This is a genomic window from uncultured Brachyspira sp. (genome assembly GCF_910578695.1).
GTDB lineage: Bacteria > Spirochaetota > Brachyspiria > Brachyspirales > Brachyspiraceae > Brachyspira.
Map to the genome: position 1 here is coordinate 23,711 of NZ_CAJTQJ010000017.1, position 17,487 is coordinate 41,197.

16 protein-coding genes are annotated in these 17,487 nt (G+C 28.4%); 2 read left to right on the forward strand and 14 right to left on the reverse strand.

The window, feature by feature from the left end:
- Positions 1-113: 113 nt before the first annotated feature.
- From leuB to QZ288_RS06455, 8 genes are all read right to left on the reverse strand, one after another.
- Positions 114-1,202: a 3-isopropylmalate dehydrogenase gene (leuB, locus tag QZ288_RS06420; protein WP_295156601.1), complete on the reverse strand. Its 1,089-nt coding sequence runs from the start codon at positions 1,200-1,202 to the stop codon at positions 114-116.
- 44 nt (positions 1,203-1,246) lie between these two features.
- The gene (gene leuD, locus QZ288_RS06425; RefSeq protein ID WP_295156605.1) at positions 1,247-1,732 is read right to left on the reverse strand and encodes a 3-isopropylmalate dehydratase small subunit; all 486 of its coding nucleotides are present in this window, start codon (positions 1,730-1,732) and stop codon (positions 1,247-1,249) included.
- 57 nt (positions 1,733-1,789) lie between these two features.
- A complete protein-coding gene (gene leuC, locus QZ288_RS06430; protein WP_295156608.1) occupies positions 1,790-3,037 on the reverse strand; it encodes a 3-isopropylmalate dehydratase large subunit in 1,248 nt (415 codons plus the stop codon).
- A 108-nt stretch (positions 3,038-3,145) separates the two neighbouring features.
- The gene (locus QZ288_RS06435) at positions 3,146-4,642 is read right to left on the reverse strand and encodes a 2-isopropylmalate synthase (RefSeq protein WP_295156611.1); all 1,497 of its coding nucleotides are present in this window, start codon (positions 4,640-4,642) and stop codon (positions 3,146-3,148) included.
- A gap of 115 nt (positions 4,643-4,757) precedes the next feature.
- The gene (gene ilvC / locus QZ288_RS06440) at positions 4,758-5,753 is read right to left on the reverse strand and encodes a ketol-acid reductoisomerase (RefSeq protein WP_295156614.1); all 996 of its coding nucleotides are present in this window, start codon (positions 5,751-5,753) and stop codon (positions 4,758-4,760) included.
- A gap of 32 nt (positions 5,754-5,785) precedes the next feature.
- Positions 5,786-6,313, reverse strand: coding sequence for an acetolactate synthase small subunit (gene ilvN, locus QZ288_RS06445; RefSeq protein ID WP_295156617.1), 528 nt, complete (start codon positions 6,311-6,313; stop codon positions 5,786-5,788).
- A gap of 18 nt (positions 6,314-6,331) precedes the next feature.
- Positions 6,332-8,005: a biosynthetic-type acetolactate synthase large subunit gene (gene ilvB, locus QZ288_RS06450; RefSeq protein ID WP_295156620.1), complete on the reverse strand. Its 1,674-nt coding sequence runs from the start codon at positions 8,003-8,005 to the stop codon at positions 6,332-6,334.
- A gap of 536 nt (positions 8,006-8,541) precedes the next feature.
- Entirely contained in the window at positions 8,542-9,540 is a 999-nt protein-coding gene (locus QZ288_RS06455) for a class I SAM-dependent methyltransferase (RefSeq protein ID WP_295156622.1), read from the reverse strand.
- 283 nt (positions 9,541-9,823) lie between these two features.
- Between QZ288_RS06455 and QZ288_RS06460 the strand changes: the two genes are divergently transcribed.
- Together QZ288_RS06460 and QZ288_RS06465 are read left to right on the forward strand one after the other, a co-directional pair.
- Positions 9,824-10,651, forward strand: a complete 828-nt coding sequence (locus QZ288_RS06460) for an ElyC/SanA/YdcF family protein (protein ID WP_365970306.1) — start codon at positions 9,824-9,826, stop codon at positions 10,649-10,651.
- On the forward strand, positions 10,648-12,081 hold the full coding sequence (locus tag QZ288_RS06465; RefSeq protein WP_295156628.1) for a sodium/glutamate symporter: 1,434 nt from the start codon (positions 10,648-10,650) through the stop codon (positions 12,079-12,081). The genes QZ288_RS06460 and QZ288_RS06465 overlap by 4 nt, the downstream gene beginning before the upstream one ends.
- 121 nt (positions 12,082-12,202) lie before the next feature.
- Here QZ288_RS06465 and QZ288_RS06470 read toward each other — a convergent pair whose 3' ends face one another.
- From QZ288_RS06470 to QZ288_RS06495, 6 genes are all read right to left on the reverse strand, one after another.
- On the reverse strand, positions 12,203-12,694 hold the full coding sequence (locus QZ288_RS06470) for a peptidylprolyl isomerase (protein WP_295156631.1): 492 nt from the start codon (positions 12,692-12,694) through the stop codon (positions 12,203-12,205).
- 12 nt (positions 12,695-12,706) lie between these two features.
- Entirely contained in the window at positions 12,707-13,282 is a 576-nt protein-coding gene (locus QZ288_RS06475; RefSeq protein ID WP_295156635.1) for a peptidylprolyl isomerase, read from the reverse strand.
- Between the two features lie 77 nt (positions 13,283-13,359).
- Entirely contained in the window at positions 13,360-14,721 is a 1,362-nt protein-coding gene (locus QZ288_RS06480; protein ID WP_295156637.1) for a LysM peptidoglycan-binding domain-containing protein, read from the reverse strand.
- Between the two features lie 31 nt (positions 14,722-14,752).
- Positions 14,753-15,346, reverse strand: coding sequence for a hypothetical protein (locus QZ288_RS06485; RefSeq protein ID WP_295156640.1), 594 nt, complete (start codon positions 15,344-15,346; stop codon positions 14,753-14,755).
- A gap of 162 nt (positions 15,347-15,508) precedes the next feature.
- Complete coding sequence (locus tag QZ288_RS06490) at positions 15,509-16,021, reverse strand: META domain-containing protein (RefSeq protein WP_295156643.1); 513 nt, start codon at positions 16,019-16,021, stop codon at positions 15,509-15,511.
- Between the two features lie 265 nt (positions 16,022-16,286).
- On the reverse strand, positions 16,287-17,339 hold the full coding sequence (locus QZ288_RS06495) for a glycosyltransferase family 2 protein (protein WP_295156645.1): 1,053 nt from the start codon (positions 17,337-17,339) through the stop codon (positions 16,287-16,289).
- Positions 17,340-17,487: the final 148 nt, after the last annotated feature.

Below are 17,487 nucleotides of genomic sequence, written 5' to 3' on the forward strand. Positions count from 1 at the left end.
ATATTTATTATGTACATTATAAATAAATTGTCAAGTAAATAAAGTAATATTATAATAGAAAAGGTTTTTTTAATATATAAAAAAGTTTTAATTATAATATTAATATCATATAATTATATATTTGATACTATTATATCCCCCATTTCAGAACATTTTACTTCTTTATATGAATATGACATCGTATTATATTTAGGCATTATATCATGAGTTCTATAATTATCATCTATAGCCTTATAAACAGCATTTTCTATATTATCAGCCTCATCAGTCATATCAAAAGAATATCTAAGCATCATAGCAAGTGAAAGTATAGTACCTATAGGATTCGCTAAATCCATACCTGCAATATCAGGAGCAGAACCATGAATAGGCTCATACATTCCAAAAGTTCCGTCAGAAAGACTAGCAGAAGGTGCCATACCTATAGAACCCATTATAACGCTAGCTTCATCAGAAAGTATATCCCCAAACATATTTTCTGTTACTATAACACCGAACTGAGAAGGATTAGAAGCTATCTGCATAGCGGCATTATCAACATACATATCATTATATTTAATATCACTGTATTCCTTAGCTAAATCATTCATAATTTCACGCCATAACTTTGAGGTATGAAGAACATTAGCTTTATCAACAGAAGTTAAAGGCTTTTTAATTTTTCTTGCTATTTCAAAGGCTGTTTTGCCTATTCTTCTTATTTCAGTTTCAGTATAAGACATAATATCAGATGCATGTCTTATACCATTAATAGTTTCAAATTTATGCTCTCCGAAATATACTCCTCCTGTAAGCTCTCTTACTATAACAAAATCTATTATATCTTTACATATAGTTTCTTTAAGAGGAGAAGCATATTCTAAAGATTTTAAAATTTTTACAGGTCTTATATTTGCATAAAGATTAAGTTCCTTACGAAGCTTCAATAATCCCATTTCAGGTCTGTTTTCAGGAGCAATATTATCCCATTTAGTACCTCCCACAGAACCAAGAAGTACAGAATCAGACTTTTTACATTTATCTAAGTTCTCATCTGTAAGAGGGATTCCGTATTTATCAATAGAAACTCCTCCCATATCAGCATACTCTAAATTAAATTCATGCGAATATTTTTCAGATATTTTATTCAAAACTTTAATAGCTTTATCAACTATTTCAGGACCTACTCCGTCACCTTTTATAACTGCAATATTTTTTTTCATAATAATAATCCTCAAACTTTTTTATATTAAGAAATAATAAATTATTAAGAGTTCTTTATAGAGTTTAAAAGCCCATTGGAATTTATAATATTTTTAATAAACTCTGGAAAAGGCTCTGCTTTATAACTTTCATTCTTAGTAATATTTAATATTATGCCATTATCAAAATCAACTTCAATCTCATCATTAGAATTTATTTTTTTGCTTGCCTCTTCGCATTCTAATATGGCAAGTCCTATATTAATAGAATTTCTATAAAATATCCTAGCAAAAGATGATGCTATAACGCATGATATTCCAGATTCCTTAATGGCAATAGGTGCATGCTCCCTTGAAGAACCGCAGCCGAAATTTTCTCCTCCTACCATTATATCGCCTGTTTTAACTTTGCTTACAAAATCTTTATCAATATCTTCCATACAATGAGATGCCAGCTCTTTATGATTAGCAGTATTTAAATATCTAGCAGGAATAATAACATCGGTATCAACATTATCCCCATATTTATGAACGAAACCTTTAGCTTTCATTTAATCAATATCTCCTATAATAATACTAAAACTTTTTTGCTTATAAAATAAAAATAATTATTTAGGCTCTGTTATATACCCTGTCAAAGCACTGTATGCAGCAGTAGCAGGACTAGCCAAATATACTTTTGAAGTTTTATCTCCCATTCTTCCTACAAAGTTTCTATTAGTAGTGGTAACGGCAACTTCATCATGTGCAAGTATTCCCATATATCCGCCTAAACAAGGTCCGCAAGTAGGCGTAGATACAGCACAGCCTGCATCAATAAATATATCCATAAACCCTAATTTTATACATTCTTTATAAACTTTCTGAGTAGCTGGAATAATTATACATCTTACATTTTTAGCTATTTTCTTTCCCTTTAATATTTCAGCAGCAGCAGCCATATCTGATAATCTGCCGTTGGTGCAAGAACCTATAACTACTTGGTCTACTTTTATATCTTTTAATTCTTTAGCCTCTTTAGTATTCTCAGGCAAATGAGGACATGCTACTGTAGGCTCTATTAAAGATAAATCTATATCATACTCTTTTTCATATACTGCATCATCATCAGCTTTGAAAATAGTATAATCTCTTTTTACTATGTCTTTTAAAAACTCAATAGTTTGATCATCCGCTTCAAATATTCCGTTTTTAGCACCTGCCTCAATAGCCATATTAGCAATACAAGCCCTATCGTCCATAGTAAGAGATGAAATGCCTTCGCCTCTAAACTCCATAGATTTATACAATGCCCCGTCAACGCCTATCATACCTATAATATGAAGTATAACATCTTTACCAGATACATTTTTATTCAATTTTCCTTTAAGATTAAATTTAATAGCAGAAGGAACTTTAAACCAAACCTGTCCTGTAGCCATAGCAGCCGCCATATCGGTACTTCCCACACCTGTAGAAAAAGCCCCGAAAGCTCCGTAAGTGCATGTATGAGAATCTGCCCCTATTATAACTTCTCCGGGTGCAACTAATCCTTTTTCAGGTAAAAGTGCATGTTCTACTCCCATATCTCCTACATCATAATAATGAGTAATATCATATTTATTTGCAAAATCTCTGCATTGTTTGCATTGCTCAGCAGCTTTAATATCTTTATTAGGAGCAAAATGATCCATAACCAAAGCTATCTTTTCTTTATCAAAAACTTTATCAAAACCATACTTTTCAAATTCATTGATAGCAACAGGACTTGTAATATCATTTCCCAAAACTAAATCAGTTCTAACCATAATAAGATCGCCTGCTTCTACCTTTTCAACATTAGCATGTGCTGCCAAAATCTTCTGAGTAATAGTCATATTCGTATCCTTAAAAATTTTATTATTTATTTATTTTCTAATTTTTATTAATAACAGTAAAAATATAAAAGGGCTTTTACAACTTTTTAATTGAATAAGCCCTAAAATTTATAATTTATTTAAGCCATTAACATAAGCTCTTAAACTAGCTTCTATGATATCTGTACTTACTGCTCTTCCTATTACAGTTTTATCGTCAGAAGCCAATTTAACAATAACCTCTCCCAAAGCATCTTCGCCTTCAGTAATGGCATTGATACTATAATTAATCAATTTAGCTTTATTAGAAGTGATTGAATCTATAGCTCCGAAAGCTGCATCAATAGGCCCGTTTCCTTTTCCTATTCCCTCAACAATATTATTCACATTATCCATAATAGATACAGTAGCTAAAGAAGATATTGAATTTCCATCATTAACAACAAATCCGTTTAATGTGTATGTAGGATTTTCTGAATCATTGCTTCCTATTAATAATGCTTCTATATCAGAGTCTGTTACTATTTTTTTCTTATCAGCTAAAGCCTTAAACTCTATAAACTTATCTTCCAAAGACTTATCATCAATATCATATCCCAAAGATTCTATTCTGTCTTTAAAAGCATGCTTTCCTGAATGCTTGCCTAATACCATTTTATTTTGAGGAATTCCTATATCTTCAACATTCATAATCTCATAAGTAGAACGTTCTTTCAATACCCCGTGCTGATGAATGCCCGCCTCATGAGCAAATGCATTAGCTCCGACTATAGCCTTATTAGGAGCAACCGCCATACCTGAAATTGTAGATAATAATTTTGAAACTTTATAAATGCGTTTAGTATTAATATCAGTATAAGCATTATAAAAATCTTTTCTAGTTTTAATACCCATTACAATTTCTTCTAAACTGGCATTTCCTGCTCTCTCTCCTATGCCGTTTATAGTACATTCTACCTGAGCAGCACCTGATAAAATAGCAGATAAAGAATTAGCAGTACCAAGCCCTAAATCATCATGACAATGCACAGATATATCAACATTTTCTATACCTTTAACATTATCTTTTAAATATTTAATAAGTTCAGACATCTCAATCGGAGTAGTATATCCCACAGTATCGGGTACATTTATAGTAGTAGCTCCGTTTTCTATGGCAGTAGAATATACTTGTGCTAAAAACTCCCTGTCGCTTCTTGAAGCATCTTCAGCAGAAAATTCTATAAACTCAAATTTTGTTTTAGCATAAGAAACAGATTCTTTTATAGTTTCCAATACCTGCTCTCTAGTCATCTCTAATTTATACTTTAAGTGTATATCGCTTGCCGCTATAAATGTATGAAGCATAGGATGTTTTGCCCCAGCAAGTGCCTCATAAGCCCTATCTATATCTTTTTTATTGCATCTAGCCAAACTAGCTAATTTAGCATTTTCAACAACTTTGCTTATCTCTTTTATGGCATTGAAATCATCATCAGAACACATAGCAAAACCTGCCTCTATAATATCAACGCCTAATTTATCTAATTCAGCTGCTATTTCTAATTTTTCAGCTAAATTCATTGTACAGCCGGGAGACTGTTCTCCATCTCTTAAAGTAGTATCAAAAATCTTAATCTTTCTCATTGTTAAAACCCTTATAAATAAAAAATATCATTTAACTAAAGATGTCTTGGACTATATAAAATATATTATAATTTTTTATTTATTATTATATAAATATCTGCTATTTTTTATCATTTTATTTTTTAATCCAACTCATCATTTTTCTTAATTCAGCACCGACTTGCTCTAATTTATGCTCGCTTTCTAATCTCTTAGTAGCATTAAATTTAGCCTTGCGTCCTGCTCCGAATTCCTGAATAAACTCGCTTGCAAAAGTTCCGTCTTGTATCTCTCTTAATACTTTTTTCATTTCTTTTCTAGTTTCTTCAGTAATCATTCTTCTGCCTGTTCTGTAATCCCCATACTCAGCAGTATTTGATATAGAATATCTCATCATAGCAAAACCGCCTGAATATATTAAATCAACAATTAATTTCATTTCATGTATACATTCAAAATAAGCCATTTCAGGTTCATATCCAGCCTCTACCAAAGTATCAAAACCAGCTTTCATTAATTCTGTAACACCGCCGCATAATACAGCCTGCTCTCCGAATAAATCTGTTTCTGTTTCTTCTCTAAAAGTAGTTTCCAATATGCCAGCACGTCCTGCTCCTATACCAGCTGCATAAGCTAAAGCATAATCTTTTGCCCTTTTGCTTTTATCCTGATAAACAGCAATCAAGCTAGGAACTCCCCTGCCCTCTAAATACTGACTTCTTACAGTATGTCCAGGTCCCTTCGGTGCTACCATTATAACATCTATATTTTCAGAAGGTACTACAAATTGAAAATGAATATTAAATCCATGTGCATACATAAGTACATTTCCCTCTTTCATATAAGGTGCTACCTGCTTATTATATATATCAGCTGATACCTCATCAGGCACAAGCATCATTACTATATCAGCAGACTTAGCCGCTTCTTCAACTTCCATAACTTTCAAACCATCTTCAGAAGCTTTTTTGAAATTAACACTGTCTTTTCTAAGCCCTACAACAACATTAACTCCGCTGTCTTTTAAATTTTGTGCATGAGCATGTCCTTGACTGCCGTATCCTATTATTGCTATAGTTTTATTATCTAGCAGTCCTAGATTACAATCAGCATCATAATATTTTTTTATCATTTTTAATTTCTCCTTTTTATTATTTATTTTTATTAAAATCCGAATTTATTAGTTATATTCATATTAGGCACATCATCTCCAATCTGTATAGATGTTACTCCTGTTCTTGAAAGCTCTAAAATATTAAAATCTTTTAATGCATTCAAATATCCGTCTATTACTGTAACAGATGCTGTAATTTCAACTATAATACTTTTTTTTCCTATATCAAGTATAACTCCGTTATGTGCATTAGTTATATCGCATACTTTTCTTCTATTGCTGTCATCAATTTCTATTTTTACTAATAATAAATCTCTTATTATGCTGTTTGAATGATCTATCAAATGCACTGAATGAACTTCTATAAGTTTTGAAGTCTGTTTCATAATATGCGTTATATGAGAATCATCGCCTTCTGTTACTATAGTCATTCTTGATATGCTTGGTACGCAAGTTACTGAACATGTTATCATTTCTATATTAAAGCCTTTCTGACTAAATAATAAAGTTATTCTATTTAATACGCCTGAACTATTATCTACAAATAAAATTAAAACTCTTCTTTGCTTAGCTTCCATTTTTTACTCCTGCAATTATTAATCTAATATAATATCATCTATAGTACCGCCTGAAGGTATCATAGGAAGAACTTTTAAATCTTTATCTATAATACATTCTATCCATACAGGACATTTGCATTCTAAAGCTTCTTCAAATGCCTTTTCAAATTCATTTATAGTTTCACATCTAAACCCCTTAGCACCGAATCCTTCAGCTACTTTAACATAATCCATTTTTTTATTAATATCAGTACTTGAATATCTTGATTCATAAAATATAGTCTGCCATTGTCTTACCATACCTAATGTACTGTTATTAAGTATAATTGATATTATAGGAAAATTATATTCAACTGCAGTTGCAACTTCATTTAAATTCATATAAAAAGAACCGTCTCCTGTTATATGTATTATTCTTCTGTCAGGCTTTGCAGCTTGAGCTCCTAATGCAGCACCGTATCCGTATCCCATAGTACCTAAACCTCCGCTTGTTATGAAGCTTCTAGGTTTTGTATGTCTTATATATTGAACTGCCCACATTTGATGCTGTCCTACATCTGTAACATATACAGCATTATCTTTGGTTTTATTTCCTATTATATCCATAATCTTGCTTGGATAAATTCCTTCTTTATTTGTATTTCTATCAGAATCTTCTTTCATTTCTTTAGCTTTCAAAGATGATAAATATTCTACCCATTCATCATTATTCACTTTTTTTACAAGTTTTTTTAATCTGTCAAGAACATCTCCCAAATCACCTATTATACTATAATCAACATAAACATTTTTATTTATCTCGCTTCTGTCAATATCTATATGTATTTTCTTAGCAGCTCCTCCAAATTTGGAAGCATTCAAAGCAACTCTGTCGCTGAATCTAGTGCCTATAGCCAATATTAAATCAGCTTCATTCATAACCTTATTTGCAGTAGCAGAGCCATGCATACCTAAAAGCCCTATATTTAATTTTTCATTATAACCTAATACTCCAGCCCCCATTATAGTATGAACTGAAGGTATATTAGAATTAATCATAAACTCTCTTAATTTATTACTGGAATCTTTAGCTCCTCCGCCGAAATATATAATTGGTTTTTTTGAATTATTTATTAAATCAGCTGTTTTTTCTATTATTTTTTCATCTTCTGAAGTTATTTGAACAGTTTTAGGAATAATTTTTTCTTTTTTTGTAAATTCTGTTTCTGCAAATGTTATATTCTTAGGTATATCTATTAAAACAGGTCCTTTTCTTCCTGAAGCAGCTATAACAAAAGCTTTTCTTATAGTATCAGCTAAATCTTCTATGCTTCTTACAACAAAATTATGTTTAGTTATTGGTATTGTAATGCCCGCAATAAAGACTTCCTGAAATGAATCTTTTCCTATTAAGCTTTCAGGCACATTAGCTGTTATAGCAACTAAAGGAACACTGTCCATATATGCGGTTGCTAATGGAGTTACCAAATTGGTAGCACCCGGTCCGCTTGTAGCAATTATAACTCCTGTTTTTCCGCTTACCCTTGCATATCCGTCAGCAGCATGGCATGCCCCTACCTCATCAACAGGCATTATATGTTCAATCTTATCTCTATATTTGTAAATAGCATCATATATAAATAAAGCTGCCCCTCCTGGATAGCCGAAAATTTTATCTACGCCCTCTTCTATCAAAACTTCCATTATTATATCAGACCCGTTTAACTTCATTAAATAACTCCTTAATTTATTTTATAAAATTACAATTTACCATATTAGATTTCTACTTATAGAAACATAATTTTAAAAAGTATCTTATTTTAGTAATTATGTATTTTACTTTTATTTTAAATGATTATAGCAGGATATTGACAAGAATAGAGAGGAGAATATTTAAGATAATAATATTTTTATTTGAATTAGTTGATTTGAAAATATTGTTAGCTGATGCATCTTGTTTTGTATTATTAAAAACAGAATACATACAATAAAAAGACGGCATATTCATCTTCATTCTCCTTTTAATATAGCATATATTATAATATTTTTTCGTAATATTGCAATACTTAAATATGATTTTTTCTTAAACTTTTAAAAGTAATAATAAAGCTCTGTTTTATATTTTAAGCATAATAAATACTATAATTAAAAAGCATAATTTATATAAAAATATAATGAAGCATATTAAATATAAAAATATGTATTATGAAAATTTAATAATTTAATAACTATTTAGAAATAGTTATTAAATTAAATTATTAATTAAATTATTCTATCAAATCATTTCTAAAATTATTACGCATACTTTTAATAGGGATAAACCATGCTAATTTATTAATTATTTTATTAAACCTTCTATTTACATATTTTTCCATAGCAGATAATCTTATTTCTAAAGACTTTATTTTCATATAGAAATCATGATTGCTTTCAAAAGCAGTTTTTTCATTTCTTATATTATCATTAATTGCTGTAATTTCTTTTTTATAGTAGGAATAAATATTAATAAACATATCAATATATTTTTTATCATAATGCTTAATAAATATATTTTTTGTAATCTCTATATCTTCATCTGTAGGTAAATATTCCCATGGCAAAGTCAGTAAATGAAAATAATCATAAACTCTATCCAATATATCATCGTCTAATATTACAGCACCTATATTACCAATAGAATTAAATATACCATCATTCGGTATAATTTTTCTTCCCTTAAGTGCACTAAATAATACACCGCATGTATATACTAATTTATTATTTTTATATGAAAATGTATGATTTGCCACATCATGTATTATTAATACAGCATTTTTTTTCAAGTAAGGAAGCACCATTAAAATATCCATAAATTCACCCGGATTAATATGTGCTGCATCAATAAAGCATAAATCTATATCTTGCCCTATTTCTTCAATAAATTTAGCTGTAACTCCTCCTGTATATAATTTATGCCTGCTTAATAAATCTCTATACTCTTCTTTATCCAATATAAAACCTGACTTTTTAGTATTATCTGAATAAAGCAAAGTATTATAATCTACAGAATATAAAAAAGAATCATTAAAATCTTTAATAGCATTTAATATTATTGCTGAACTCATACCTGCAAAAACACCTATTTCCAGTACTTTTTTTGGCTTAACTTCTCTTACAACTCCATTTAAAAACTTTCTATCTACGTCACTCATAAGCGAATATTCTTCATAAATTTTTATTCTATTTAAAATATTATTATCATAGCTTACAGGATTTTCTAAAAACATAAAATACTCCTAGATTGCAGCAAAAAATATAAATTATTTATTTTTAAATAAAGATTAGACGCTTGCTTGCTTGCTTGCTTGCTTGCTTGCTTGCTTGCTTGCTTGCTTGCTTGCTTGAGATTAAGCAAATATTGAAATAAATATGATTATACATTCTCTTTTATTATATATTAATAAATAAAAAAGTAAAGTAAAAAATAATATCATAATAAAATAGATTGACAATATAAATTATTTTAGTATACTATCAAAAATCATAAGGCTGCATATTTATAAAAATATTATGAAGATATTAAAAAATAGATACAAAAATAAAATATCATATATTAAAAATAATAAAGAAATATTAAATAAAAAAATATATAATAAAAATAGTTTATATAAATTTGTAAATTATTTAATTTTTATTTTTTTATCAGCTTTTAAATTTTTACCTGAAATTATTATTATATTAATTTTGTCATGCATTATAATATACTCATCAGTATCCTTATATTCAAGAAAATATATATATTCTTCAATAGAAAAAATACCCTATAATGATGCTGCATTGGTTTTGGGAACAAGCAAATATTTAAATGACGGAAAAATAAATATGTATTTTAAATTTAGAATGGACGCCGCATACGAATTATACAAAAAAGGAAAAGTAAAATTCATACTTGTAAGCGGAGATAATAGATATAAATCATATAATGAGCCTAGACAAATGCGTTTAGATTTAATGAAATTGGGCGTTAATAAAAAACATATATTTTTAGACTTTGCAGGATTTAGAACTAGAGATTCTATAATAAGAGCAAATAAAGTTTTTGAACTCAGCAATTTCACTATAGTATCTCAGCCTTTCCATAATGAAAGAGCTGTATTTATAGCAAGACAAAAACATATTAATGCAATAGGATATAATGCTAATAATGTTAGAAAATTGTACAGAATCAGACAATTTCCAAGAGAATTAGGAGCAAGGATTATAATGTTTGCTGATATAATATTAGATAAGCCTCCTAAATTTTACGGAGATACTATTAAAATAGAAGAAAAAGAAATAACAATAGATAAAAGCAATAAAATAAATAAAAAATTAATAGGAGATATAAAAAAAGAATGACTTCAAAACTATTAACTGAATTACTGCAATCATTATCTTTATTATCGCTGCTGCTTCTTATAGGTGCTTTACTTAGAGCTAAAGTAAAATTATTTCAAAAATTATATCTTCCAGCTTCTGTAATAGGAGGATTTATAGGACTTTTAATATCTCCTGAAATTATAGGTAAAATTTCAAGTTTCTCTATATCTCAGGATTATATTAAAACATATTCGCTGCTTCCCGGAATTTTATCCATACCTATATTTGCTGCTATTCCGCTTGGTATGTTTTTAAACGAAGAGAAAAAAATAAAATCTCTTTACCCTGCAAAAGTTTTAATGGCATTTGGTATATTCCAATGTGCAAGTATGCTTCAGTCTGCTATAGGATATGCAGTTAATATACTATTTACAAAAATAAATACGGATATAAATATATATAGAACATTCGGCTATGAACTTTCAGCAGGATTTGCAGGAGGACACGGACTTGCTGCTGCCACTGGAAAAATGCTTGAAGGATTTGGAATTGCTCAATGGGAAATAGCTCAAGGCGTGGCTTTAACTACTGCAACTATAGGGCTTGTAGGAGGAATGATATTCGGCATTGTATTTATAAATATTGCTGTTAGAACTAATAAAACTAATGTCATTAAAAAAATTATTAATGAAAATGAAAATAATAAGAATATAAAAAAAATAGATTATAATATGGAAGCAGGATATAATAATGATATAAAAAGTCAGGAAAGTTTGGGAAGAGAAACTTTTTTAAGCAGTTCTATAGAAACTATTACTTTTCACTTAGCTGTAATATTTGCAGTATGCGGATTAGCCTTTATAGTTTTGAATTTCATAAAAAAAATTGGTATAGCAGGTTTAGATGTTCTTCCTGTATGGACTTATTCTATGATTATAATGTTTGCTTTAAATATGATTATAAAAAAATTAAAATTAGAATGGATGATAGATTCTAAAGTAAAAGCAAGAATTATAGGTACACTAAGCGACTTTGCAATAGTATCTGCAATAACAAGCCTTCCTATAAAAGCAGTAATTCATTATACAGCACCTATAACAGTTATGTGCATAGCGGGATTTATAGCTACTTATCTTATAGTATTTATATTTAATAATATGCTATTTAAAAATGACTATGCTTTTGAAAGAGCAATAATTTCTTGGGGAACTTTGACAGGAGTACTTATAACAGGAATGACTCTTCTAAAAATATGCGACCCCGAATATAAAAGTCCTGCTCTTACAGAGTTTTCTTTAGGTTTTTCTTTAATGTCTGTTACTGGGCTTTTGGTAGTTCCTATACTCAATACTATATTAGCTGTGGGCTCTACTTTAGATAATCTTATAGCTGCATTAATTACTTCAGCAATTTATCTGATTATTGCATTTACTGTTTATTTAATACATAAAAAATCCGTTAAGTTATGACAAATAAATAAGTTATAATAAATAAATAAGTTGTAATAAATAACAGAGAAATAATATATAATAAAAAAGACGAAACTCATATATTGAATCCCGTCTTTTATTTTACTTTTATTATAAAGAATTATTCTATTTCTTTAATATATACTTTATTCATAGTAGAATTTTCCATAGGATTATCATTATGATCTCTTTTTAATGACACTATTTTATCAACAACTTCCATACCATTAACAACATTTCCCCAAACTGTATACTGTCCGTCTAAATGAGAAGCATCATCTACGCAAATAAAAAACTGCGACCCTGCACTGTCAGGATGCTCGCTTCTAGCCATAGAACATATTCCTCTTTTATGTGCAATATCATTAAACTCAGCAGGTATATTAAAGCCTGGACCTCCTGTACCATGCAAATGCCTTTTTGAAGCATCTTTACTTATAGGATCTCCTCCCTGTATCATAAATCTAGGTATTACTCTATGAAATCTTATTCCGTCATAAAAACCTTCATTAGCAAGTTTTTTAATAGTTTCAACATGTTTCGGAGCTTTATCAGGATAGAATTCTATTTCTATAGTACCGTATTCTGTTTCAATAAATAAATGTTCTTTCATTTTAATTTCCCCTTAATTAACTGTTTTCACATAAACTCTGTTCATTTTAGCAGGCTGTATAGGATTATCATTAGCATCTCTTTTTAATGATACTATCTTATCAGCAGCTTCCATACCGCTTACAACTTCGCCCCATACAGTATATTGTCTGTCTAAAAATGTACTGTCAGCCACACAGATAAAAAACTGCGACCCAGCACTATTTATGCTTTGTCCTCTAGCCATAGAACATATTCCTCTTTTATGAGAAACATCATTAAACTCCGCAGGTATAACAAAATTAGGTCCTCCTGTTCCATGCAAAGCTCTGTTAGGCTGCTTACTTAAAGGATCTCCTCCCTGTATCATAAAACCCGGTATAACTCTATGAAAAAGCGTACCATTATAAAAACCCTCATTAGCGAGTTTTTTAATAGTTTCAACATGTTTCGGAGCTTTATCAGGAAAGAAAGCTATTTCTATAGTACCGAAATCTGTTTCAATAAATAAATGTTCTTTTGAAGCTTTAGGTTTTTGTGCTATAATAACAGATGCAAATATTATAATACCTAATAACGAAATAATAATAATTTTTAACTTTTTATACAAAATCAGCCCCTCTTAAATTATATTAACTTCAGTAATATTCGTAATTATTTTTTATAAATTTAAACCAATTATATTATTTATTCTGCAGCTGCCGCATCTCCGTCAGCTTCCATATCATCAGCAATTTCTTCTTCAGACATTTCTATACTCTCACCAGCTTCTATATTATCTGTCTGTTCATTTATGATAGGCTCTTCTGCTTCTTCATTATTATCAGCATTATTTTGAGTATCTGAATTTGCATCATCTTCCATAATCATATTGTCTTGTGTCTGATTAGCAGAGAAAGTATTTATATCACTGTAAGTTTTATTAATATCATAAACTCCCTCTCTGATTTCACCTTTAAGACTAGGTATAATTAATCTCATACCTTCTCTTATAATATTAGGATCCCTTATAGCATTTCTATTAGCTTCATAAATTCTTCTCCATAAATTACCGTCGCCATATATAAAGCTATAAGAAGCTATACGCCATAATGAATCTGTATTAGTATCTCTTAGCTGAACTACATAATACTGAGGGAATACTGCTTTGTCTAATAACTGTTCTCCTTCTGAGAAAGATGAATTTTCCATTGAATTAACTAAACTAATAACATTTTTTGAATGCATTAATGAATCTGAATAATTATTAGCAGCCAAAGTTTCTCCTGCTGAAGTTAATGATTTTGAAGCTTCATCATATAAAGAAGGCTTGCTGTCATTATAACCATCTTCTTTAGCTTTATCCATAGCCTCCTGAGCCTTTGCATAAGCTAATGGTGCTTCTAATCTGTCAAGAATACTCATAGCATCTCTTGATTTTATCAAAGAATTAGTATAATCTCCATTAGATAATAAATCTTTGGACTCATCTCTTAAAGCTGTAATTTCCAAATCGGTATCATCTCCGTTAGTTAATAAAGATTCATTCATTAGATATTCTCTTCTTAAATCTATAGAAATAATATTATATCCCAATTCAGATTTATCAGCTGATTTGCTGTATTCAAGCATAGTATTTGTATAATCATCATTATTAGCAGCAGCATTAAACATATTATTTGCTGAATTAATATCAGAAACAGATCCTTCATATAGAGGAGATGTTAATTCATTAGTATCTCCGCCAAGTCCTTTAAAAAGATTCAATTTTCTTTCAGCATATCTTTGGCTATTTAATACATACTCATAAACTCCGTATCTTAATATAATTTTATCAGAATATTCTTTGCTTTGTTTTGAGTATTCTATACTTTGATTATAATCCCCTGCCTCATGAGCTTCTATCGCCATTTCTCTGTATCTTTGAGCTAATTTATAGTCATCACTTTCTTTTATGCTTTCAGGCAAATCTGAAGGCAGTTCAGGCGGTAAAACTAAATCATTAGTCTCCTGTGCATACAAGAAACAAGATAATATTAAAGCAATAAATAAAAATAATCCCTTTTTCATTTCTTAAACTCCAATTTTATAAAATTATAGTTTATTTAGCAGATGATGACTTATCTAATTCATCAACCTGCTTAATTTTTTCTTCTGCTTCTTTTATTCCTCTTGAACTTTCATCATATCTTACTTTAGTCGTAAAATATGCTTTATGATGATATTTTTTAGAATTTAGAAAATAATTCACAGCTTCTTCATAATTATTAGTACTTAAAGCGGATAATGCATTTATATAATTAAGTTCTGCAAACTCATAATTATCTTTATCTACTCTATATGCTTTTATTTCTTTAGAATATACTCTCTCAAAAGATATCTCTTCTTTTAATATCTGGGCATACTGAGGAAGAACATTACTTAATACTGTTTGATATGAATTTGATGCTGCTGTTAAAAGTTCTTTAACTTTAGCAGAATCTTTATTTTCATTTATAAGTATTAGAGCTTCTGAATAATTTGCTTCAGCTATATCAAATTCTTCTTTTGAGTATTTCTGCAAATCATATCTTACAGCCTTTTCTCTCAAAACAGATGCATCTTTATATTCCTTTAAAGGCATTGTCTCCGAGCAGGAAATAATTAGAATTAAACAAAACACTAAATATATAAAAAAGTATCCTCTAAATTGCATAACAGCTCCAATAATTTTATATAAAAACAGTAATATATACTTTTATATTATATTACTAATTATAAAAGTCAATAGTTTATTAAGAATTTATATTAAAAAGAAAAAAGCAAGACAATAAAAATATTATTATCTTGCTTATTTAAAAAATATTAAATAAAAATATTATTCTTCAACAATATTTTCAGTATTTTCAACGTTAACAGCATTTTCAGTATCTTCAGCATTAACAACATCTTCAGTAATAACTTCTACATTACCTTTAAAAGTATAAATTAAATTTGTACCTGAATCAGTAGTAATAGTTAATACATCTCCGTCTAAAGAAATTGTATCTGCACCATTTAATATTTCTAAGTATTCATATTCTACTGCCATATCTTCTTCAGGACCTGCCATTTTAGTAGAACCTAATGCATTCAATATTAATTTGCCTGAATCTAATGAATACTCTGTAAAATAGCTATTAACAGCTGATTTTCCGCCTAACATATTAGTATCAGAAAAAGCTATTGTAACTTCTTTACCCTCATACATATTAGTAAGGATAAATTCTTTACCTGTTAAATCTTCAACTGTTGTAACTACTACTGTATCAGTTTTTTTTGCATTATTGCCGCATGACAATACAAATATTGCTCCCATAATTATGAGAATTGCAGATAATAATTTTTTCATTTTATTTTCCCCAAAAATTTATTTTATTGTAAATTATATCATAATTAAATTTTATATCAATGTTATATAAACAAAAAAATAGATTTTTTTAGAATATAAAAAATATTGTACAATAATTATATTATAATGAAATTTAATATTATAAAAATTTGTAATTAGTTTACATAAAATAAGAAAGACTATTTATTAAAACTAATATAAACTACAGCAAAATACTCATCATAACTTTTTAAAGTATATTTGAAAACTTATTATACTTTATAAATTATGGTATAAAGTCAAGTTTTTTTAATAAAGATAATAATGAATGAGAGAACATTTTTCTTATGGTTCCAGAATAAAATTCATTATAAAATATAAAAGTATCATAATTTTTCAATACGCCATATTTAGAAAAATACATTTTTAAAAATAAATTTGTAGTAAAAAGTTTTTTGCTTAAAGAAATTATATTAATTGTATCAATAAGCAAATTATAAGCATCTTTATCTTTAATATCCTTATAAAGATAAAACAAATAGCTTAAAACATAATTCATAATATTTAATTTATAATCATTACAGCAGTCATTATAATAATTAATTAATATAGGCAAATTATTTCTTGCATTTTCTAATACGCTTTCCTTTGAACCTTTTTTACTTAAACTACTTTCCCTTTGAATATAATAATACTTTGCCGCCCCATTATAAGCTGTAATAGGATTATGAGCTAATGCCATAAATAAAAAGTAAAAATCTTCGGAATTATTTATATTTAAAAATTCTAATTTATTTTTTAACAAAAAATTTAATTTCCAAATTTTACAGCATGCATACCAACTCAATGTATATTCTAATGCTGATTTTCTTAATTTATTTAATAAACAAGAAGTATCAATATTTCTAGCCCCCTCTTTAAAACTAAAATTATTATTTGAAATGTAATTTTCTGTATTGTCATTTTCATTGCAAAAATATATGCTTTCTGTATTTACTAAATCTGCATCAAACTTTTTTCCTGTATTATACAGCAATTCAAGATATTTAGAATCTACAAAATCATCTGAATCTATAAAAGCAATATATTCTCCCTTAGCAATATTTATTCCAATATTACGGCTTCTGCCAGAGCCTTTATTTATTTCATTTTTTATTAGAATAATTCTTGCATCTAACTTGCTATACTTTTCTAATATAGATAAACTATTATCTGCAGAATAATCATCTATGCAAATTATCTCTATTTCTTTTAAAGTTTGATTAATAATGCTGTCTAAGCATTTAGCTAAATATTTTTCTGCATTATAAACAGGTATAATAATGCTTACTTTAAGCATAATTATACCTGCCAGTTAATATATGTTTAAAACAAAACAACGATAGCCTATTATGATTAATAGGCATATATATAAAATATTTTTTAGAATTGCTTGCTTGCTTGCTTGCTTGCTTGCTTGCTTGCTTGCTTGCTTGCTTGCTTGCTTG